The organism is Phenylobacterium sp. (genome assembly GCF_004299445.1).
Classification (GTDB): domain Bacteria; phylum Pseudomonadota; class Alphaproteobacteria; order Caulobacterales; family Caulobacteraceae; genus Phenylobacterium.
Genome location: NZ_SCTC01000007.1, coordinates 20,429 through 39,113, shown reverse-complemented (window position 1 = coordinate 39,113; position 18,685 = coordinate 20,429). Strand labels below are relative to the sequence as shown.

The following is an 18,685-nucleotide window of genomic DNA, read 5'->3' as shown; positions in this document are numbered from 1 at the left end:
GAGATTGCGGCTCAAATTGCCTGGAACCGGATGGGCATCGACTTCGGTCCCGAGATGAAGTTCGACGGCAGCCACTCCACCGGGGCCGCCAGTTCGAAGGCCTTCATCCGCGTCAACACCTCGCGCAGCATGGCGTCGATCTCGATGCGCGCGATGTGCTGGCCCAGGCAGCCGTGCGGACCGGTGCCGAAGGCGATATGCGGGTTCTCGGGCCGAGAGAGATCCAGGATGTCCGGCCGCTCGAACACGGCGAGGTCGCGGTTGGCGGCGCCGAAGTACATGACCACCTTGTCGCCGGCCTTGATCCTCGCGCCGGCCAGATCGGCGTCGTGCTTGGCGGTGCGCCGCATGTAGATGACCGGACTGGTCCAGCGCAGCAGTTCCTCGCGCGCCGTGGGCAGGCGGGCCGGCAGGTCGGCCATCAGCCAGGCGTACTGCTCGGGATTCTCCATCAGCGCCAGCAGGCCGCCGGACAGGAGGTTGCGGGTCGTGTCCCCGCCCGCGTCCACCAGCAGCAGGAAGAAGAGCAGGAACTCCATGTCCTCCAGCTTGCGGCCGTCCACCTCGCAGGCCAGCAGCCTGGACGCCAGGTCGTCGCCCGGCCGCGCCCGCTTCTCGGCGATGACCTTGGAGCCGTACTCGAACATCTTCATCACCGCCTGGCCGCCGGCGCCGGGCGGCAGCGCCTCGGGCGCGGTGTGGATGATCTCGGTCAGCTTGTAGAGCTCGCGCCCGTCCGACAGCGGCAGGCCCATCAGCTCGGCGATCACGAAGCTGGGCATCTCGCCCGCGACGTCGTTCACGAAGTCGCACTCGCCCTTCTCGATGACGGCGTCCACGATCTGTCGGGCCAGTTCCTGGATACGCCCCTCGCGCAGGCGCGCCGCCGGTTCGGTGAACTCTGACCGGATGAGCTTGCGGAACGCCGTATGCTCGGGCGGATCCATCATCAGCATCATCTTGTACGGCCCGAACCCGCCGGCCTCAGCCAGGGGGTCGGTGATCATGATGGTGGGCTCGGAGGAATAGGTCTGGAAATCGCGGTCTACGGCCCAGACGTCGGCATGGCGGGTCACGGCCCAGAAGCCCTTGCCGCCAGGTTCGTCGTGCCAGCGGACGGGCTCGTTCTCGCGCAGCCAGGCGAACTGATTGTGCGGCTGGCCGCCGTCGAAGCTGCCGGGCGAGAGCAGGTCGATCTTCAAGGGGAATCCTCCGCGTTCTTGCGAGGATTGGACCCGCTTGACCGCGGGTCACGCAAGGGGCCGACGCGCTCAGCAAAGCGGCCCCAGCCCCGATCAGGAGGCTGAGGCCGTTCGCTCACCCGGCCAACGTACGCAGGCCGGTGCGGAGATGTGGTGGCTCAGTACTGACGGACCGGACCGCGGCGGGCGACGCGGATGCTCTCGCTGAGCGAATCCAGCCGCGCCTGGATCATCTGCTCGTCACGCGGACGCAGGTTGCCGTTGCGCGTGCGCAGACCGGCTTCTTCGCGCTCGATCGACGCCATGGTGCGCATCGCCATATTGCCCTCGCGGCGGGTCAGGCTGCCGTCGTCCAGGCCATTGCGGATGCGCTGGCCCAGCCACGACTGGCGCGCGTCGATGTCCATCTGCGCACCGCGCTGGCGGTTGGGCTGCCAGCCCTCAACGGGAATCCAGCGGCCCCGGGCGTCGTAGTAGCCGGTGGTCTCGCCGGCGTGCCAGCGGCCCTGCTCGTAGTAGCCGAGGTGGACTTCGCCCCGACCATTGCCGCTCGCCCGCGACGGTTGGCCCGCGATCCAGCGGCCCCGGGCGTCATAGCGTCCGCTCGAGGGACGCTGAATCCAGCGACCCGAGCGGTCGTAGTGACCCGGCGCCGCGCCGGTCACCCAACGTCCGTTGTCGGCATAGTAGCCGGTGGCCGAGACGGGAACCCAACGTCCGCGAGCGTCGTAGTAGCCGGCGGCCGAGGGCTCGGTGTTGGCGACGCTCCAGCGGCCGGCCGTATCGTAGTGGCCGTTCGGCGCGCCATCTGTCCAGCGGCCTTCGCGATCATAGTACCCCTGGGCGTTGCCTCGGGCGACATTGCTGGCGTGCCAGGCGCCGGAGTTGTCGTAGAAGCCGTAGGCCTTGGCGCAGTCGCCATTCCCCTTGGAGACCTGATTGCCGACCACGCCGCCGCCCAGGCCGCCAACGATGGCGCCCGCGGTGCGGTCACCCTTGCCTGCGATAGCGCTGCCGAGCAGCGCGCCGAGGCCGGCGCCGACGACCGTGCCGGCCACCCGCTCTGAGCGGCGCTGTTCGCAGGTCTGCTGAGCCAGGGCGAGCGTGGGGACGATGGCCGCGGCGGCGACGCCGGCGACCAGAAGGTGAATTCGCATGAAGTGAGTTTCCCGAGGAAGGGGCATACCCTTCCCGTCGCTCATACATGGGATCGAGTTCAGTAAATTCAAGTGTTATGAAGACGATATTACTACAGTGTTTGCATAACAATAATTGTTATTTGGTGGGAACTTATCTTGAAATCAAGAGTTCGCCTGAGCTTGGCGGTAGACTGGTCGATGACGCCCGTTCTGTAACGCTGCACACAAAAAGCCCCGACCCGCTTTCGCGCGCCGGGGCCTCCGTACGCCAGCCAAAATACGCAAGGCCTGCGGACAGTCCGGGGATGTGGGGGCTCGCGGCCAGGAACAAGCGCTGCCGTCCCGGTTCGAGCCAGAAAGACTGGCCCATGACTTGCAGCAAGGGTCCCCGAAGCCGCGGCGGAGGTCATTCCGGCACGACTTCCCCGCCAACAGACTTCAGGCCCGACGGTTCCCTCCTGGATCGCCGGGCCTTTTCTTTGCGCGGCCCTCAGAGCCCCTTGGCGGGATTGACCAGGAACTTCTCGCCGGTCGCCTTCTTCTGGTAGGCCGCGATCACCTTCGGATCGAGGACCTCGGCGAGCGAGATCTCGGCGGTGTAGTGGCTGGCGAAGGTGGTCTTCAGCTCATCCACCACGCGTTGGCGAAGCCGTTGGGTCCCCTCGGCGCCCAGCTTGGCCAGGAACGGGGTCAGCAGCCACCCGCCCAGCGACCACGACAGGCCGAAGTTGCGGTTCAGCTCCGACGGACGCGTGTCCAGCCCGCCATAGATGTAGACCTGCTTGAACACGCTGGAGCCGTAGCGGCTGTAGGCGCCGCCCTTGGCGTTGGCCGCAGCCTCCATGCCGGCCAGGATCTGGCCGGCCAGCTTGCCGCCGCCGATCGCGTCGAAGGCGATCGTGGCGTTGGTGGCGATCAGCGCCTGCAGCAGGTCGTCCTGGAACGTGGGCGCGCTGGAATCGATCACGTACTTCGCGCCGATATCCTTCAGGATCTTCGCCTGCTCGGGGCTGCGGACGATGTTCACCAGGTCGATGCCGTCCTTGATGCAGATCTTGTTCAGCATCTGGCCCAGGTTGGACGCCGCCGCGGTGTGGACGAGGGCGGTATGGCCTTCGGCGCGCATGGTCTCAGTCATGCCAAGGGCCGTGAGCGGATTGACGAAGCATGAGGCGCCGTCAGCGGCGGTGGCGTCAGCCGGCAGCGGAAGCACGTCGCCGGCCTTTACCGTCCGGTACTGGCCGTACATGGCGCCGCCCAGCAGCGCGACGGTCTTGCCCATCAGCGCCTGGGCCTTGGCGTCGGGGCCGGCGGCGATCACGACGCCCGCGCCCTCGTTGCCCACCGGCATCGGCTGGTCCAGACGGGCGGCCAGGGCCTTCAGGAACTGTTCAGGCACCTTGGCGGTGGTCACGCCGCCCTCGCTCTTCAGCGTCGAGATGTCGGCGGGACCCAGGAGCAGGCCGAGGTCGGATGGGTTGATGGGCGAGGCCTCGATGCGCACCAGCACCTCATCGCCGGTCGGCGCGGCGACGGGGACGTCGGCAAGCCTCAGCTCGAGTTCACCCGAGCTCTTCACCGTCGAAAGCAGTTGCAGTCCCGTCTGCGGAATCCCGGCCATTGGCCCCTCCCTGGATTTTACGTTGTCAGGCGGCGGACATGGCGCGTCCGCTGCTCTTCGCCAAGCCCTGAGGTGAAGAAAGGCGCCGGGCGTAAGGCCCGTAATGCAAAAAGGCGGCCCTCTCGGGCCGCCCCTGCCGCTTCATTTTCATCCGCACGAACCCCGAAGAGTCCGGAAGCGCCGCGGGGGCCCCACGCCCCGGCGTCGGTCGCCCAACGCCGTTACCGATCCTCATCCTCCATCGATGCGCCGCCAGCAAGCGCATACCTCTCGCAGGTTGAATATCTCCGCCGCTTGTTGCCGCTCAGCCACGCCGCGAAATGGCCCTATTCCGGACCTGCGTCGGACACAGGGCCGGTGTCTAAGGGATGCGTCGGCTGGCCTCGCATCTGGTCCGGATCCTGAACAGCCCCCCCAGCCCCTCTGACCGGGCGCCTGGTCGGCCGACGACCCTCCCCACATCTCCATGTTTGCAAGGCATTGGGCGCTCGCGGTCTGCGGGACTATGGTGTCGGCCAGGTTGGAATGGCGTGGACGGTCGGCGTTTGGACAGTTCTGGGCAGGCGTTGGGCCTTGAGGCTCCAGGCATTGCTGTGCGCAGCGCGGCCGTGCTCACCGCTCTGCGCCAGGCGCCCATGGGCATCGCGATCTTCGACCGCGAGATGCGCTACCTTGCCGCCTCGGCGCAGTACCTCACCGACCAGGGACTGCCCGGCGACACGCCGATGGAAGGCCGGCTGCATTATGAGGTCTTCCCTGACATCCCCCAACGCTGGCGCGACATTCACGCCCGCGTGCTGACCGAAGGCGCCGAGTTCGGTCACGAGGGCGAGGCCTTCGAGCGCGCCGACGGCCAGGTGGAGTGGATCCGCTGGTCGATCGCCCCTTGGCGTGCGGACGACGGCTCCATCGGCGGGCTGGTTCTCTACACCGAGGAAGTGACCTCAAGGGTCGAGGCGCGTCTTCGCCTTGAGGCTGCCGAGGGAAAGTACCGCGCCGTGTTCACCCAGGCGGCGATGGGCGTGGCCCGCGTCGCGCCGGATGGCCAGCTTCTCGAGGTCAACGATCGATTCTGCGAGATCGCGCACCGTTCGCGCGCCGACCTGCTGACGCGCACATACCAGGAGATCACCCACCCGGACGACCTGGACACCGACATGGCCCAGGCCAGGGCGCTGCTCGCCGGCGACATCGACACCTATTCCATCGAGAAGCGCTACATCGGTCAGGCGGGCGAACCTGTCTGGATCGACCTGACCGTATCGCTCGTGCGCAAGAGCGGTGGCGAGCCGGACTACTTCATCTCCGTCATCGCCGACATCGCGGCGCGGAAGGACGCCCAGGCCGAGCAGCAGCGCTATCAGGGCCAGCTGCGCCTGATGATCAACGAACTGAACCACCGGGTGAAGAACACCTTGGCCACCGTGCAGTCGATGGCGGCGCAGACTCTACGCGGCGAGCCCGATCCCCTCAGCGCCTACGAGAAGTTCGAGGCCCGGCTAATGGGCTTGTCCGAGGTGCACGAGGTGCTCACGCGCGAGCGCTGGCACGGCGCGGCGTTGCACGAGGTGGCTCACCGGGCGCTGCGGCCCTTCGGCGATGGCGCGTCGGAGCGGATCCGCCTCGATGGCCCTGAGGTCTGGCTGACGCCCGGCGCGGCGTTGACCATGGCGCTGGTGTTCCACGAACTGGCCACCAATGCGGTGAAGTACGGCTCGCTCTCGCGCCATAGCGGACGTGTCGACGTCACCTGGACGCTCCAGCGGCCTGGGGAGCGGCTGAGGCTGACCTGGGTGGAGACCGGCGGTCCCAGGGTGGCGCCGCCCACGCGCCGGGGCTTCGGCTCGCGCCTGATCGAGCGGGCCTTGCAGGGAGAGTTGCGCGGCTCCGCCGCGATGGCCTTTGACGCGGCGGGCCTGACCTGCGCCATGGAGGCCGTTCTGCCCGACCGCGCCGACATGCTCACCCTTATCGATGGAGCCGGCGTCTAGCTGGCGGGTGTAGCGGCCCGCAGACTCAACCCCAGCGGAGTCGCGCGCCGCACGATGTTCTGCTTTTGTTCGAATCATGACCTTTCGAGATCCCCGCCCTATGCGCGTCATCCCGCTTGGCCCGGAAGCGTCCGTCGGCGACTTCGCCCGCTACCCGGGCTGCCGGCTGGCGGTGACGTGCGCCATGTGTGGCTGGACCAAGGGCTACAGCCCCGAGCGGATCATCCACCGCCTGCGCGAACTGAAGGCCGGCGGATATACGACGCCCCTGGCCGTGGTGGCCCGCCGGGTGCAGTGGCCGTGCCCCGGCTGCCATCGGTTGAAGTGGCGCGCCAACCTGGCCTGGCCGCCGGAGCTGACCGAGGCCGAGGCCAAGCGGCTGGCGGCCCGGGCCCGCAACTAGTTCCGCGCTCCCCGCCCCTGGCCGCGCGTGAACAGCAGATCCTGCCAGCGCCAGGCGCCCGAGCCGACGACGAGGCGCGCGGCGCCCGGTCCGTCGTTCATCGAGATCAGCACCATCCCGCGCTGGGTCTCCGTCTTGCAGGCTTCGGGCGCGAAGCCGACTTCCCACAGGATCGCCTCGCGCACGGCCGCTAGCCCCGCGCCTTCCTGACTGGGGTGGCGCACCCAGTCGCCGTTCCACATCATGATCGGCCGTCCCCGATGCGCTTGCGACATGGCCGCCTGCGCCTGGCGATCCTTGCGCAGGGCCGTCTGGAGCCGCCGGGTCATGTTGCATCCGGCGCCTGAGCCGCGGTCGCCGCCGCCGCCCTCGGCCGTCGAGGCGCCGGCCACGTCGCCGTCGCTGGCTTCGGTGAAGCCGTAGGCCGCCTTCGGGGCGGCTGGGATCGGGACAACGGTCGGCGGCGCCGGCTTGACCTGGGCTACGACCCGCTTGGGCGGGGGCGGATCTTTCCTGGGAGCGGGGGACGTCGTCTTCGTCCGGGCTGGCTCCGGCTTCTCGGCTTGGGGCTCAGGCTCGGGCGGGGGTGGCGGCTCCGGCGGCGGTGGCGTCAGCAGCACCCGGATCGGTTCAGGCGCGACTGGCGCCGACGGGGCAGGCGGCTGGATCGTCACCAGGGCCACGAGCAGCGCCGCGTGTAGCGCGCCGCTGAGGGCGCCGGTGATCAGGCGACGTCGTCGATCCAGGTGGCGGCGGGTGGGGGCCATCGGCTGGCGACGTCGCCTTCCACCGCTAGCTCAGGACCACCAGGACGACGCGACGATTTTGCTGACGGCCCTCACGGCTGTCATTGTCGGCCGCCGGCGAGTCCGGGCCGTACGAGATCGTGCCGATCCGGTTCAGCGCGACGCCCTTCTGATTCAGGTAGCGCCGCACCGCCTCGGCGCGCTCTTCGCCCAGCTTGTAGTTGTGGTCCTTGGGACCCGAGGCGTCGGTGTGGCCCTGCACCTCGACGTAGACGTTCTTGTTCTCGCTTTTCAGCTTTTCCACGAAGGCGTCGAGCCGGGCCTGGGCTTCGGGCGAAAGCGTCGCCTGGTCCACCGGGAACTTCATGCTGTCGTCCGACAGCACCTCGGTGAACAGGAACTTGCCCTCGGCCAGCTTGCCCGCGGCCGTCGCGCGGTCGAGCGCGTCCTTTGCGACTCCGTCCACCGCGGTCACCCGGGTTTCGACGACGTCCACGCGGGAGCCGACGACCGCGGTCTGCTCCCTGACATATTTCTTGGTTGCGCAGCCCCCCAGGCCGGCCACGCCCGCCATCAGCACTCCGGCGAGAACCACTTTCGACACAGGCAGAATCATCCAGGTTCCTCCAATAGGGTTGATTTCGCCCGCCACCGTTAAGCTGTTACTGATTGATCAATCAGACGAGAACGCGGCAGTTGTTTGACGGAGCTCTGCTATGAGACTTCCGCATCGGCTAAGCTTGCATCAAGTATCGATATCCCGATCGGTACATGGTCGCCGAATACTCAAGAACGACGTCGCACTAGGTTCGATGTGGTGCGGGGCGGCGGATATGGCCTAGGTTCGCGCCAGATGCTCACCGTTACGGACTCCCCATGATCGCCCGCGCCGCTCTCGTTGCTCTTGCCGCCCTCACGCTCAGCGCCTGCGCCACGGCGCCCGCTCAGGCTCCGGCCAGGATCACCTACACCGGCACGCCGCAGGAGCAGTGGGTTCAGGGGCAGAAGGCCTACGAGGCCTGGAGCGCCGCGCGTCCCGGCTGGAAGGTGACGGAGAGCGGACTGCAATACCGGCGCGTGAAGGCCGCCAAGAGCTCGGCCCCACGCCCGACGGTCGAGTCCACGGTCACGATCCACTACGTCGGCCGCTTCATCGACGGGCGCGAATTCGACAGCTCGCGCGCCCGCGGCGAACCGGCGACCTTTCCGCTGAGCCGGCTGATCCGGGGCTGGCAGGAGGGCGTGCCGCTGATGCGGGTCGGCGAGACCTTCCAGTTCGTGATCCCGTCTGACATCGCCTACGGTGACCGCGATCGCCCTCCCATCCCGCCCGGCAGCACGCTGCTGTTCGAGATCGAGCTGATCGGCATCGACGGGGAGTAGTCGCGCGAAGGGGCGACGCCGTTCCAGGAACGCATCGCCCCGTCTCCGTCCCTCGAACGGTATGCGCCAGCTATGCTGGAGTTACGACGTCGGCGGCGTCTCAGGCGCCGTTTCCGTGGGCGAGGGGGTCTCCACGGGCGGCGTAGCCGGGAGGGCGGCGGGGGCGGCCTCGGTCGTGGCCGGCGGGGTCACCGAAGCCGGCGGATTCGCGCCCGGGTTCAGCGTCGAATAGGGCTGCGGACCGGGCGGCAAGGCGGTGGTGGCGCTCGCATTCACGCCCCTCTCACCTGCGCTGGGCGCCGCGACTGCGGCCGGACGGGCGTGGGCCGTGCGCACCGGCGCCGAGGCGGGCGCGCTGATCCGCGGAGCCGCGGCGACGGCGGGCGGATTGACAGATGTGTCCATCGCGGCCGGGGCCGCAGGAACGACCGGCGGCAGCGGGGCGGTCGCGACCTGTTCATCAGCGGGTTGACCGGCGGTGAGTTCAGGGACCCCCTCGTCGCCCCGGCTGGCATACCATCCGACCGCGCCCAACGCGCCCAGCGTGACGACGCCGGCGACGATCGCGGCGGGTCCCATACTCTTCGAGCGGGCGCCATGCGAGGTCCTCGCCGCGGGCCGTCCGATGGGGGCCACCAGACTCGCGTCGTCCTCGACCGGCGAGGTGGTCGCGGGGGGCGTGGTCGCGCCATAATCGGCGGCCTCGGAGCGGACGTAGTCGTCGCGCACCGGATAGGCCCCTTCGATCGGACGCTCGACGAGCGGGGCTTGCACGAAGGTGTCGTCCTCGCGTTCGCCCGCGAAGCTGCGGGCCTCGGGGGCGACGGTCGTCGACGCCGGCGGCGTCTTGCGGGCAAAGACCCCACGCTTCTTGCTGCGACGCTCCCAAATCGGCTGGGCGAACAACACGCCCTCCTGCTCGGTGACAGATTTCTCGGAGCTGTCGCGTTCGAAATTCGTGGACATGCGGATCCCTCCAGAATGTTTCGAACCAAACAAACGGGTCCCTGGAGCGGCGGTTCCGCAACGAACTGGGGGAGACGCGATGTGCACTCATCCTTCCGGGAGATTTACATGGACTGCATCCATGAATTCGTCCGAAACCTGGACTCTGGCCCGGCGCATGCTCGCCGCAATTCGAACTTGATCTTCGTCGTCAGGTCGTAAGTTAGATTGGGCAGGCGCTCGCGGCGCAGGGGGGCGTCCCGGGCCGCTCGGGCAGTCTCCGGTGAATGCGGGGGCGCCACACTTGTCGATGATCGCGGGGAAAATCCTGGCGCGACGCTTGACCGGCCCGACCGGCGCTCGCCAAGGTCGCACGTCGACTGGAGAAGTGGATGCGGTTTCAGGCCAGGTTGAAACGCGACCTGCGGTTCTGGCAGGGGCTCCAGCGCACCCTGAAGCGGGTGAAGTCCATCGCCCGCGACAGCGACAATCTGATCTGCGACGACATCCAGGCGGCGGTCGAGCAATGGCGCAACGAACGCGCCATGACCTTCGAGGGGCGCACCGTCACCTATGGTGAACTCGACGCCATGGCCAATCGTTACGCCCACTGGGCCAAGGGCCTGAACCTGCGCCGCGGCCAGGTGGTGGCGCTCTTCATGCCCAACCGGCTCGAGTACTTCGCGATCTGGTACGGGCTGTCGAAGGTGGGCGTGGTCACCGCGCTGATCAACAACCAGTTGACGGGCCTGCCGCTCGCCCACTGCCTGAATATCTCCGGGGCCAATCACGTCATCGTCGACGCCGAGACCTCGCCGGTCTTTGAACAGGCCCGCCCGCTGCTCGAGCGCAAGATGCAGGAGTGGGTGCTGGCGCAGGCGCATGGCGACCAGCGCGACCTGAGCCAGGCTCTGAAGAGCTGCAGCCAGCTTCCGCCCGACCGCTCGGTCCGCGAGGACATGACCGCCGCCGACACTGTGCTCCTGATCTACACGTCAGGCACCACGGGCCTGCCCAAGGCCGCCCGGATCACCCACATGCGCGCCCAGCTGATGATGCGGGGGTTCGCCGGCGCCACGGGCGCGACGTCCAAGGACCGGATCTATGTGACGCTGCCCCTGTACCACGCCACCGGCGGCCTTTGCGGGGTTGGTGCGGCGCTGCTCAATGGCGGCTCGGTGGTGCTGCGGCGCCGGTTCTCGGCCACCCACTTCTGGAAGGAGATCGTGGCCGAGGGCTGCACGATGTTCGTCTATATCGGCGAGCTGTGCCGCTACCTTGTGAACCACGAGTTCGACGAGGACGAGATCCGCCACAAGATCCGGCTCGCCTTCGGCAACGGCCTGCGACCCGATGTGTGGCCGCAACTCAAGCAGCGCTTCCGCGTGCCCGAGGTGCTCGAGTTCTACGGGTCGACCGAGGGCAACGTCTCGCTGTTCAACTTCGATGGTCGGGAAGGCGCGGTCGGGCGCGTGCCCAAGTGGTTGAAGAAGCGGTTCAACATCCGCCTGGTGCAGTACGACGTCGAGACCGAGGAGGTGGTGCGGGGCCTGGACGGGCTATGCATCGAGGCTGGTCCCGGCCAGGTCGGCCAGTGTGTCGGCCAGATCGCGGCCGGCGACGCCCGCAGCGAGTTCACCGGCTATCTCGACAAGGCGGCGTCCGAAAAGAAGGTGCTGCACAACGTGTTCGAGCGCGGCGACGCCTGGTTCGCCACCGGCGATCTCCTGCGGACCGACGCTGACGGCTACTTCTATTTCGTGGATCGCATCGGAGACACCTTCCGCTGGAAGGGCGAGAACGTGTCGACGAACGAGGTGGCCGAACGGCTGCTGGCGTTCCCGGGTGTCGAGGAGGCCAACGTCTACGGCGTGGCGGTGGACGGCGCCGACGGCCGCGCCGGCATGGCCGCCCTCGTTGTGGATGGCGTCTTCGACGCCAAGGCGTTCAGCGAGCACGTCAGGCAGGAGCTGCCCGCCTACGCCCAGCCGCTGTTCGTCCGGCTGCTGCCGGCCATGGAGACCACGGGCACCTTCAAGATCCGTAAGGTCGACCTCGTCGCCGACGGCTACGACCCCGCGAAGGTCAAGGGCCCGCTGTTCTTCCACGACCCGAAGAAGGGCTACGTGAAGATCACCAAGTCCGTCTGGGACAAGCTCCAGGCCGGGATGGTGAAGATCTAGCGCGCGACCGTTCGAGGTCAGCTCTTGGCGACGCCCAACGGCAGTTCGATCCGGCAGATCAGACCGTCCGGCGCGAATTCCAGCTTTGCGCTGCCTTCGAGCTGGCCCTGCAGGCTGCGTTCGATAAGCCGTGATCCGAACCCCCGACGGGTCGGGCTCGCGACCTGCGGCCCCCCGCGCTCACGCCAGGTGAGCGCCAGCCGCCCGTCCTGGGTGGCCCACTCCACGGACACACACCCGTCGGCGCCCGAGAGCGCTCCATACTTCGCCGCGTTGGTCGCCAGCTCATGGGCCACCAGCCCGAACGCGAGCGCCTCGGCGGGCGTCAGGTCGACGTCGGGGCCCTCGAGCTCATACTGGTTGGGGCCGAACGGTCCCAGCTCGGCCAACAACACGTCGCGTAGCGCCGCACCGCGCCAGTTCGTCGCCGTCAGCAGGTCGTGGGTCTTCGAAAGGGCCATCAGCCGCGACTCGAAAGCCTCCTGGAACGCCGCCGGGTTCGCGGCGGTGCGCAGGGTCTGGTGCGCGATGGCCTGCACCGTGGCCAGGCTGTTCTTCACACGGTGGTTCAGTTCGTCGACCAGCAGCTTCTGCTGCCGCTCGGCATGGACCCGGTCGGTGACATCGCTGCCTTCGACAAACACGCCGGTGACGTCGCCGCCGGGGGTCACGATCGGCTGGAAGACGAAGTCGACGAAGCGCTCCTCAAGGGGTGCGTCCGGGGTGCGGCGCAGGCTGACGCTCATGGCCTGGCCCACGAAGGGCTCGCGACGTTCCATCACGCCATGCAGCAGCGCGACGAAGCCCTGCTCGACCACCTCGGGCAGGGCCTCGCCGACAGGGCGGCCGATGATCTGGCGGTCGCCGATCAGGCGCTGATAGGCGTTGTTGGCCAGGGCGAAGCGCAGCTCGGGTCCGGCGATGACGGCGATGAACCCGGGGGCCTGCATGAACAGTTGGCGCAGGTCCTGGGTCTCGCGCAGGAGCGTCTGGTTCTCTGCCTGCACTTCCTGGGCGCGTTGCAGAATGTCCTTCTCGCCCGGCGCCGGCTCGCCGCCCGGCCCGTAGGCCAGGGTTCTCAACCGCTGCAGCTCGGTCACATCGACGGTGTTCTGCACGACGAACTGGCAGCGGCCGGACGAATCCAGCAGCGGCGCATGCACGGCCGACCAGTAGCGCATCTCGAACCCCCCCCCCCACGGGCCGCAGGGCGCTCGATGGCGTAGGGGATCAGCGGCAGGGAGTCGGTCAAACCAGTTTCCAGCACGCGCTGCAGCGACGCCTTCAGTCGCCGCCCGCTCTCGCCGGGGTCCGGGAACGCATCGAACAGGTAGGCGCCGATGAGATCCTCGCGACGCCGCTCGAGCACGGTGCAATACGCGTCGTTCACCTCCACGTACCGCAGGTCGCGGTTCAGGATCATGTAGGGGCTGGGCAGGACTCGGAACAGCCGCGCAAAATCGATCGTGGGCGCGCCCACAGCCAGGCGATCAGTCACGGTGGCGCCCATTGTTGCTTACGCTCCCCCTCGTTCGGGCAACGCGCCATGGCCACGCCTGTTCCCGCGCCCGGATGGGCAAATGGGGCAGCCCTGCAGCCGCGCCAGGACTCGCCTATATTCGTGGCCATGTCGGAAGCCTCTCCCCCGCCGTCCCTGATCGACGCCGAGCGTTTGGACGCCGCGCCGCTGAAGGGTGCGGCGCTCATCAAGGACGAGGTCACCCGCCTGCCGGATCGCCCCGGCGTGTACCGCATGATGGGGGAGGATGGCGAAGTCCTTTATGTGGGCAAAGCGCGCAGCCTGAAGAAGCGCGTCATCCAGTACGCTCAGGGTCGCTTCCATACCCAGCGCATCGCCCACATGGTCGACCAGACGCGCTCGATGGAGTTCGTCACCACCCGCACCGAGACCGACGCCCTGCTGCTCGAGATCAACCTAATCAAGCAGCTGAAGCCGCGCTTCAATGTCCTGCTGCGCGACGACAAGTCGTTCCCGGAGATCGTCATCCGCCGCGAGCACCCGGCGGCCCAGCTGCGCAAGCACCGCGGCGCCCACACCATCAAGGGCGATTACTTCGGCCCGTTCGCCTCCGCCTACTCGGTCAACAAGACGCTCAACACCCTGCAGAAGGCGTTCCTGCTCCGCTCGTGTTCCGACAGCGTTTACGAGAGCCGCACGCGGCCCTGCATGCTGCATCAGATCAAGCGCTGCGCAGCGCCCTGCACCGGCCTGATCTCCATCGAGGACTACTCCGGGCTGGTCGATCAGGCCGAGGACTTCCTGCGCGGCCGCTCGCGGGCCGTCATGCAGCGCATGTCGGAGGCGATGCAGAAGGCCTCCGACGACATGGAGTTCGAAGTGGCCGCCCGCCTGCGCGACCGCATCCGCGCCCTGGCCTCGGTGGCGCAGGAGACCCAGATCAATCCCGAGACCCTGGAGGAGGCCGACGTCTTCGCGCTGCACTCCGAGGGCGGCCAGGCCTGCGTCCAGGTGTTTTTCTTCCGCGCCGGCCAGAACTGGGGCAACCGCGCCTACTTCCCCCGCGTCGACAAGAGCGACGAGGACGCCGACATCATGGGCGCCTTCCTGGGCCAGTTCTACGACGACAAGCCGATCCCCCGGCTGATCCTGGTCTCCATCGAACCGGCCGAGCGCGAGCTGCTGCAGGAGGCCTTCGCCCAGAAATCAGGCCGCAAGGTCGAGATCGGTCGGCCCCAGCGCGGCGAGAAGCGCCAGCTGGTGGACCACGCCCACACCAACGCCCGCGAGGCGCTGGGCCGGAAGATGTCCGAGAGCTCGGCCCAGTCCAAGCTGCTGGCCGGGGTCTGCGAGGCCTTCGGCCTTGAGACCCAGCCCGAGCGGATCGAGGTCTATGACAACAGCCACATCATGGGCACGAACGCCGTCGGCGGCATGATCGTGGCCGGCCCCGACGGCTTCCAGAAGAGCCAGTACCGCAAGTTCAACATCAAGAGCACCGAGCTCACCCCCGGCGACGACTTCGGGATGATGAAGGAGGTGCTGCGCCGCCGTTTCGCGCGGCTGGTGAAGGAGGAAGAGGAAGGGATCACGGGCGAGGACTCGGGCTTTGCGCGTCCCGACCTGGTGCTGGTCGACGGCGGCGCGGGCCAGCTCTCGGCCGCTCTCGAGATCATGGCCGACCTGGGCGTCGACGACATCCCGGTGGTCGGCGTCGCCAAGGGCCCCGACCGCGATGCCGGCCTCGAGCGCTTCTTCATCCCCGGCAAGGAGCCCTTCATGCTCGAGCCGAAGAGCCCGGTCCTCTACTACCTCCAGCGCCTGCGCGACGAGGCCCACCGCTTCGCCATCGGCACGCACCGGGCCAAGCGCGCCATCGACATGAAGAAGAACCCCCTCGACGAGATCGAGGGCGTGGGGCCGGGGCGCAAGCGGGCGCTGCTGCACGCCTTCGGAAGCGCCCGCGGCGTCAGCCGCGCCAGCGTCGAGGACCTCGCGAAGGTGGACGGGGTGAGCGAGGCGCTGGCGAAGCGGGTCTGGGACTACTTCCGGAAATAGGGGTCGGCTAGTTCGCGCCGCCTGGCTTCACCGGCGCGGCCGTCTCGGCCCGGTCGGCCGCGCGGCTGCCGCCCAGAATGCCGGGCATGGCGTAGTTCCCCTCGTGGCAGGCGTACTCGTAGACCTGCCCGTCCAGGGCGGCGAACTCGTACTCACCGCCCCAGGGCTTGTCCCAGACGCTGGGCGCCTCGACGGTGAACGCATAGCCCAGCCGGTCCTTGCTCACCCGCCGGAACCGCTCAGTCACCTTCAGGTCTTCCCAGGCGCCGAAGAAGGCCTGGGCCTTGGGAAAGTTGGTGGTCTCCACCACCAGCGTGTCGCCGTCGTACCAGCCGACGGAATCGCCGAACCAGGGCCTGACCGAGTCCGCCCGATGCTCCCGCGAACCCAGCCGGACCACCCGCGCGTCGTGGACCATCTCGACCACGATGACGACCGCGTCGGTCCCCTGAACGATGGAATAGTTGTTGTTGTAGAAGCCGTTGGACATCATCGGCGGCGGCCCGTTGCGGCCGAACGAAGTCAGGCACCGGTCGGCCAGGCTCATCTCTTCCGGATTGTTGTAGCGCCGCGCGGTCTGCTGATCCTCGCCATAGAGGGCGGCTGCGCCGTACTGATCGAGATAGTAAGGCGAGCCCGAGAACGCGCGCATCTCGGCGGCCGACACCTTCGAGCCGGGGCGCGGGGCGGGAACCTGCCCGTCGGGCGTGGTGATCAGGCTGGTCCGGGGCTCGCCACGCACGCGCATGACCCGCAGGCCGGGATCCAGGAAGCCGCGGTTGTACCCGCCCACCGTGCCGTCCGCGACGGTGGGGGCATTGGGATCGGTCCGCTGGTTGCCCTTCTCGATCTGCGCCGCCGCGGCGCTCTCGATCTTGGCGACCTCCTCGGCCGTCATCGCCAGCCGCCCGCCGTACTGCGCCGGGCGCGTCTGCGATGTCATCGTGGCGTTGGTCCAGTTGCCCTCGATGTCGGGCCGCTTGCCCTGAGCGAGCGCCGTGGTCGCCAGCAGCGCCACCCCGAAGCCAAGCGCGATCTGCATCGTCTTCATGGCCAGTCCTCCCGCGGCCAGCATCGCGCCGGGACGAGGTAGCCGCAAGGCTGGTCTAGATCACGCGCTCAAAGGCTGAGCGCCGGCGACAGTCGCAGCGCTAGGCCACGCGCACGCGCGCCGTGCTCTCGGGCAGGTCCTGGCCGAAGGCGCGCTGGAAGAACTCAGCGACGGTGCCGCGCTCCAGCTCGTCGCACTTGTTCAGGAACGTCATCCGGAACGCGAGCCCGATGTCGCCGCCGAAGATCTCGGCGTTCTGCGCCCAGGTGATCACGGTCCGCGGGCTCATTACGGTCGAGATGTCGCCGTTCATGAAGGCGTTCCGGGTCATGTCGGCGACGCGCACCATGGCGTTGATCGTCCGCCGGCCCTCGGCCGTCTGGTAGGACGGGCTCTTAGCCAGCACGATCTCGGCTTCCACGTCGTGGCTGAGGTAGTTCAGCGTGGTGACGATGGACCAGCGGTCCATCTGCGCCTGATTGATCTGCTGGGTGCCGTGATAGAGCCCGGTGGTGTCACCGAGCCCGATCGTGTTGGTGGTCGAGAACAGGCGGAAATACGGGTTGGCCCGGATCACGCGGTTCTGGTCCAGCAGGGTCAGCTTGCCCGAGGCTTCCAGCACGCGCTGGATCACGAACATCACGTCGGGCCGGCCGGCGTCGTACTCGTCGAAGACCAGCGCGATCGGGCGCTGCAGCGCCCACGGCAGCATGCCTTCGCGGAACTCGGTGACCTGCTTGCCGTCCTTCAGGACGATGGCGTCCTTGCCGACCAGGTCGATCCGGCTGATGTGGCTGTCCAGGTTCACGCGGATCATCGGCCAGTTCAGCCGCGCGGCCACCTGCTCGATGTGGGTCGACTTGCCGGTGCCGTGATAGCCCTGGACCATCACCCGACGGTCGAAGGCGAAACCGGCGCAGATCGCCCGCGTGGTCTCAGGATCGAACTTGTAGGCCGGATCGATGTCCGGCACGTGGCTGTCACGCTCGCTGAAAGCCGGGACCTTCATGTCGAAGTCGACATTGAAGGTCGATCGCACGTCGACCTCCGTGTCGGGGGTCAGCGTGATGAGCTTGTCTTCGGTTGTGTCGTAAGCGGCCATGGCCGGGTTCGATTACAAGCTTGCCGCCGCGTACGCAAACGGGTGTTTCATCGGAAAATGAAGAAGCGCCTGCGCAGGGACCGGGCGCCGCTGGGGAAGGGAGGGACTGCCGCCATGGCCGCCAACGCCGAGATCGTCCGCAACTTCGTCGCCGCCTGGTCGCGGCTGGACGCAGCGGAACTGGCCGGGTTCTTCACCGAGGACGGCGTCTATCACAACATGCCCGCCCGGCCGGTGGTCGGTCGCGCCGCGGTCCAGGCCTTCATCGCGGGATTCATCAAGGACTGGTCGGCGACCGAATGGGACATCCTCAACCTCGCCGAAGCGGGGGATGTGGTGATCGTCGAACGGCTTGACCGGACGCGTCTGGGCGAAAAGCGGGTAGACCTGCCATGCTGCGGGGTGTTCGAAATGCAGGACGGCAAGATCAGGGTCTGGCGCGACTACTTCGACCTGGCCACGTACACTCGGGCGCTGGGCGGCTAGATCCAGGGGAGGAACGTCATGGCGGATGGCGCAACAGCGGGCCCGATTCAGGTGCGGGCCGAGGACAGCGGTTTTGGCGCGGAGGTGACTGGCGTCGACCTGTCGAAACCGCTTTCCGCCGGGACCATGGCGGCGATCCGCGACGCCTGGGCCAGGCACGCCGTGCTGTCGTTTCCCGATCAGCCGCTCAGCCTGGACGAGCTCGAGGCCTTCACGCTGCAGATGGGTCCGTTCGGCGACGACCCCTTCATCGCGCCGATGCCCGGTCGGCCCAACGTGCTGGAACTGCGGCGCGAGCCCGATGAGAAGGCTCCCAACTTCGGTGGCGGCTGGCACTCCGACTGGAGCTTCCAGCCGGCGCCGCCCGCGGCCACCATCCTGCGGTCCGAGGTCACCCCGCCGGTAGGCGGCGACACGCTCTTCATCGATGCGGCGCGCGCCTACGACGACCTTTCGCCCACGATGCAGGCGATGCTGGCGCCGCTGCGTGCGATCCACTCCGCAGGCCGGCCCTACGGCGCCCAGGGGCTCTTCGCCCGGGAGACCGAGAAGCGGGCGATGAAGATCCTCTACTCGGCCGAGGCTGACAAAACCCACCCGCACCCGCTGGTCCGCACCCATCCGGTCACGGGCCGCAAGGCGCTGTTCGTCAGCCCGACGTATACCGTCGGCGTCGAGGGCCTCACCGACATGGAAGCCGACGCCGTGCTGGGCTTCCTCTACAAGCATCTGCTGCAGGACAAGTACCGCTACCGGCACAAGTGGCGACCCGGGATGGTGCTCATGTGGGACAACCGCTGCACCATGCATTTCGCCGAGGGCGGCTATGACGGCCACCTGCGGGTGATGCACCGCACGACGGTCGCGGGCGACGTTCCGGTCTGACGGGCCGCCT

Annotated in this window: 17 protein-coding genes; 7 read left to right on the top strand and 10 right to left on the bottom strand. The window is 68.0% G+C overall.

Annotated features, from left to right (window positions below):
- Positions 1-11 precede the first annotated feature (11 nt).
- The 3 genes from EPN98_RS02670 to EPN98_RS02660 all read right to left on the bottom strand — a co-directional run bounded on the left by EPN98_RS02670 (position 12) and on the right by EPN98_RS02660 (position 3,962).
- Positions 12-1,202: a cytochrome P450 gene (locus tag EPN98_RS02670; RefSeq protein WP_293359935.1), complete on the bottom strand. Its 1,191-nt coding sequence runs from the start codon at positions 1,200-1,202 to the stop codon at positions 12-14.
- Between the two features lie 158 nt (positions 1,203-1,360).
- The gene (locus tag EPN98_RS02665; protein ID WP_293359932.1) at positions 1,361-2,359 is read right to left on the bottom strand and encodes a glycine zipper 2TM domain-containing protein; all 999 of its coding nucleotides are present in this window, start codon (positions 2,357-2,359) and stop codon (positions 1,361-1,363) included.
- Between the two features lie 472 nt (positions 2,360-2,831).
- On the bottom strand, positions 2,832-3,962 hold the full coding sequence (locus EPN98_RS02660; protein ID WP_293359929.1) for a zinc-binding dehydrogenase: 1,131 nt from the start codon (positions 3,960-3,962) through the stop codon (positions 2,832-2,834).
- 608 nt (positions 3,963-4,570) lie between these two features.
- Here EPN98_RS02660 and EPN98_RS02655 point away from each other — a divergent pair.
- Both EPN98_RS02655 and EPN98_RS02650 read left to right on the top strand, forming a co-directional pair.
- The gene (locus EPN98_RS02655; protein WP_293359926.1) at positions 4,571-5,953 is read left to right on the top strand and encodes an HWE histidine kinase domain-containing protein; all 1,383 of its coding nucleotides are present in this window, start codon (positions 4,571-4,573) and stop codon (positions 5,951-5,953) included.
- Positions 5,954-6,053: 100 nt separating this feature from the next.
- Positions 6,054-6,356, top strand: a complete 303-nt coding sequence (locus EPN98_RS02650; protein WP_293359923.1) for a hypothetical protein — start codon at positions 6,054-6,056, stop codon at positions 6,354-6,356.
- Here EPN98_RS02650 and EPN98_RS02645 read toward each other — a convergent pair.
- Complete coding sequence (locus tag EPN98_RS02645; protein WP_293359920.1) at positions 6,353-7,123, bottom strand: hypothetical protein; 771 nt, start codon at positions 7,121-7,123, stop codon at positions 6,353-6,355. The genes EPN98_RS02650 and EPN98_RS02645 overlap by 4 nt on opposite strands.
- 25 nt (positions 7,124-7,148) lie before the next feature.
- On the bottom strand, positions 7,149-7,718 hold the full coding sequence (locus tag EPN98_RS02640; RefSeq protein ID WP_293359917.1) for an OmpA family protein: 570 nt from the start codon (positions 7,716-7,718) through the stop codon (positions 7,149-7,151).
- Positions 7,719-7,978: 260 nt separating this feature from the next.
- Here EPN98_RS02640 and EPN98_RS02635 point away from each other — a divergent pair, with 260 nt between their 5' ends.
- Complete coding sequence (locus EPN98_RS02635) at positions 7,979-8,485, top strand: FKBP-type peptidyl-prolyl cis-trans isomerase (RefSeq protein ID WP_293359914.1); 507 nt, start codon at positions 7,979-7,981, stop codon at positions 8,483-8,485.
- Between the two features lie 81 nt (positions 8,486-8,566).
- Here the strand turns inward: EPN98_RS02635 and EPN98_RS02630 are convergent, their stop codons facing one another.
- The gene (locus EPN98_RS02630; protein ID WP_293359911.1) at positions 8,567-9,451 is read right to left on the bottom strand and encodes a hypothetical protein; all 885 of its coding nucleotides are present in this window, start codon (positions 9,449-9,451) and stop codon (positions 8,567-8,569) included.
- 371 nt (positions 9,452-9,822) lie between these two features.
- Between EPN98_RS02630 and EPN98_RS02625 the strand changes: the two genes are divergently transcribed.
- Positions 9,823-11,613 (top strand): long-chain-acyl-CoA synthetase, encoded by a 1,791-nt coding sequence (locus tag EPN98_RS02625; protein ID WP_293359909.1) that lies wholly within the window; start codon positions 9,823-9,825, stop codon positions 11,611-11,613.
- Between the two features lie 17 nt (positions 11,614-11,630).
- Here EPN98_RS02625 and EPN98_RS02620 read toward each other — a convergent pair whose 3' ends face one another.
- Positions 11,631-12,794, bottom strand: coding sequence for an HWE histidine kinase domain-containing protein (locus EPN98_RS02620; protein WP_293359906.1), 1,164 nt, complete (start codon positions 12,792-12,794; stop codon positions 11,631-11,633).
- Positions 12,710-13,123, bottom strand: a complete 414-nt coding sequence (locus EPN98_RS02615; protein WP_293359903.1) for a PAS domain-containing protein — start codon at positions 13,121-13,123, stop codon at positions 12,710-12,712. Before EPN98_RS02615 ends, EPN98_RS02620 begins: the two co-directional genes overlap by 85 nt.
- Before the next feature lie 117 nt (positions 13,124-13,240).
- On the opposite strand from EPN98_RS02615, the gene uvrC reads away from it, so the two are divergent.
- Positions 13,241-15,151 (top strand): excinuclease ABC subunit UvrC, encoded by a 1,911-nt coding sequence (gene uvrC, locus EPN98_RS02610; protein WP_293359900.1) that lies wholly within the window; start codon positions 13,241-13,243, stop codon positions 15,149-15,151.
- Between the two features lie 7 nt (positions 15,152-15,158).
- Here the strand turns inward: uvrC and EPN98_RS02605 are convergent, their stop codons facing one another.
- Together EPN98_RS02605 and cobS are read right to left on the bottom strand one after the other, a co-directional pair.
- Positions 15,159-16,202, bottom strand: a complete 1,044-nt coding sequence (locus tag EPN98_RS02605; protein WP_293359897.1) for a hypothetical protein — start codon at positions 16,200-16,202, stop codon at positions 15,159-15,161.
- A 100-nt stretch (positions 16,203-16,302) separates the two neighbouring features.
- Positions 16,303-17,304 carry a cobaltochelatase subunit CobS gene (gene cobS / locus EPN98_RS02600; RefSeq protein WP_293359894.1) on the bottom strand — a complete coding sequence of 334 codons (1,002 nt, stop codon included), beginning with the start codon at positions 17,302-17,304 and terminating at the stop codon, positions 16,303-16,305.
- 114 nt (positions 17,305-17,418) lie between these two features.
- On the opposite strand from cobS, the gene EPN98_RS02595 reads away from it, so the two are divergent.
- Positions 17,419-17,790 carry a limonene-1,2-epoxide hydrolase family protein gene (locus EPN98_RS02595; protein ID WP_293359891.1) on the top strand — a complete coding sequence of 124 codons (372 nt, stop codon included), beginning with the start codon at positions 17,419-17,421 and terminating at the stop codon, positions 17,788-17,790.
- A gap of 18 nt (positions 17,791-17,808) precedes the next feature.
- Positions 17,809-18,675, top strand: coding sequence for a TauD/TfdA family dioxygenase (locus EPN98_RS02590; RefSeq protein WP_293359888.1), 867 nt, complete (start codon positions 17,809-17,811; stop codon positions 18,673-18,675).
- Positions 18,676-18,685 lie beyond the last annotated feature (10 nt).

Excerpts from the sequence above, each read along its gene's own strand:
- EPN98_RS02630 (WP_293359911.1), bottom strand. The coding sequence starts at position 9,451 with ATGTCCACGAATTTCGAACGCGACAGCTCCGAGAAATCTGTCACCGAG.
- EPN98_RS02640 (WP_293359917.1), bottom strand. The coding sequence starts at position 7,718 with ATGATTCTGCCTGTGTCGAAAGTGGTTCTCGCCGGAGTGCTGATGGCG.
- EPN98_RS02625 (WP_293359909.1), top strand. The coding sequence starts at position 9,823 with ATGCGGTTTCAGGCCAGGTTGAAACGCGACCTGCGGTTCTGGCAGGGG.
- EPN98_RS02595 (WP_293359891.1), top strand. The coding sequence starts at position 17,419 with ATGGCCGCCAACGCCGAGATCGTCCGCAACTTCGTCGCCGCCTGGTCG.
- cobS (WP_293359894.1), bottom strand. The coding sequence starts at position 17,304 with ATGGCCGCTTACGACACAACCGAAGACAAGCTCATCACGCTGACCCCC.
- EPN98_RS02620 (WP_293359906.1), bottom strand. The coding sequence starts at position 12,794 with ATGCGCTACTGGTCGGCCGTGCATGCGCCGCTGCTGGATTCGTCCGGC.
- EPN98_RS02590 (WP_293359888.1), top strand. The coding sequence starts at position 17,809 with ATGGCGGATGGCGCAACAGCGGGCCCGATTCAGGTGCGGGCCGAGGAC.
- EPN98_RS02645 (WP_293359920.1), bottom strand. The coding sequence starts at position 7,123 with ATGGCCCCCACCCGCCGCCACCTGGATCGACGACGTCGCCTGATCACC.
- EPN98_RS02605 (WP_293359897.1), bottom strand. The coding sequence starts at position 16,202 with ATGAAGACGATGCAGATCGCGCTTGGCTTCGGGGTGGCGCTGCTGGCG.
- uvrC (WP_293359900.1), top strand. The coding sequence starts at position 13,241 with ATGTCGGAAGCCTCTCCCCCGCCGTCCCTGATCGACGCCGAGCGTTTG.
- EPN98_RS02665 (WP_293359932.1), bottom strand. The coding sequence starts at position 2,359 with ATGCGAATTCACCTTCTGGTCGCCGGCGTCGCCGCCGCGGCCATCGTC.
- EPN98_RS02650 (WP_293359923.1), top strand. The coding sequence starts at position 6,054 with ATGCGCGTCATCCCGCTTGGCCCGGAAGCGTCCGTCGGCGACTTCGCC.
- EPN98_RS02615 (WP_293359903.1), bottom strand. The coding sequence starts at position 13,123 with ATGGGCGCCACCGTGACTGATCGCCTGGCTGTGGGCGCGCCCACGATC.
- EPN98_RS02660 (WP_293359929.1), bottom strand. The coding sequence starts at position 3,962 with ATGGCCGGGATTCCGCAGACGGGACTGCAACTGCTTTCGACGGTGAAG.
- EPN98_RS02635 (WP_293359914.1), top strand. The coding sequence starts at position 7,979 with ATGATCGCCCGCGCCGCTCTCGTTGCTCTTGCCGCCCTCACGCTCAGC.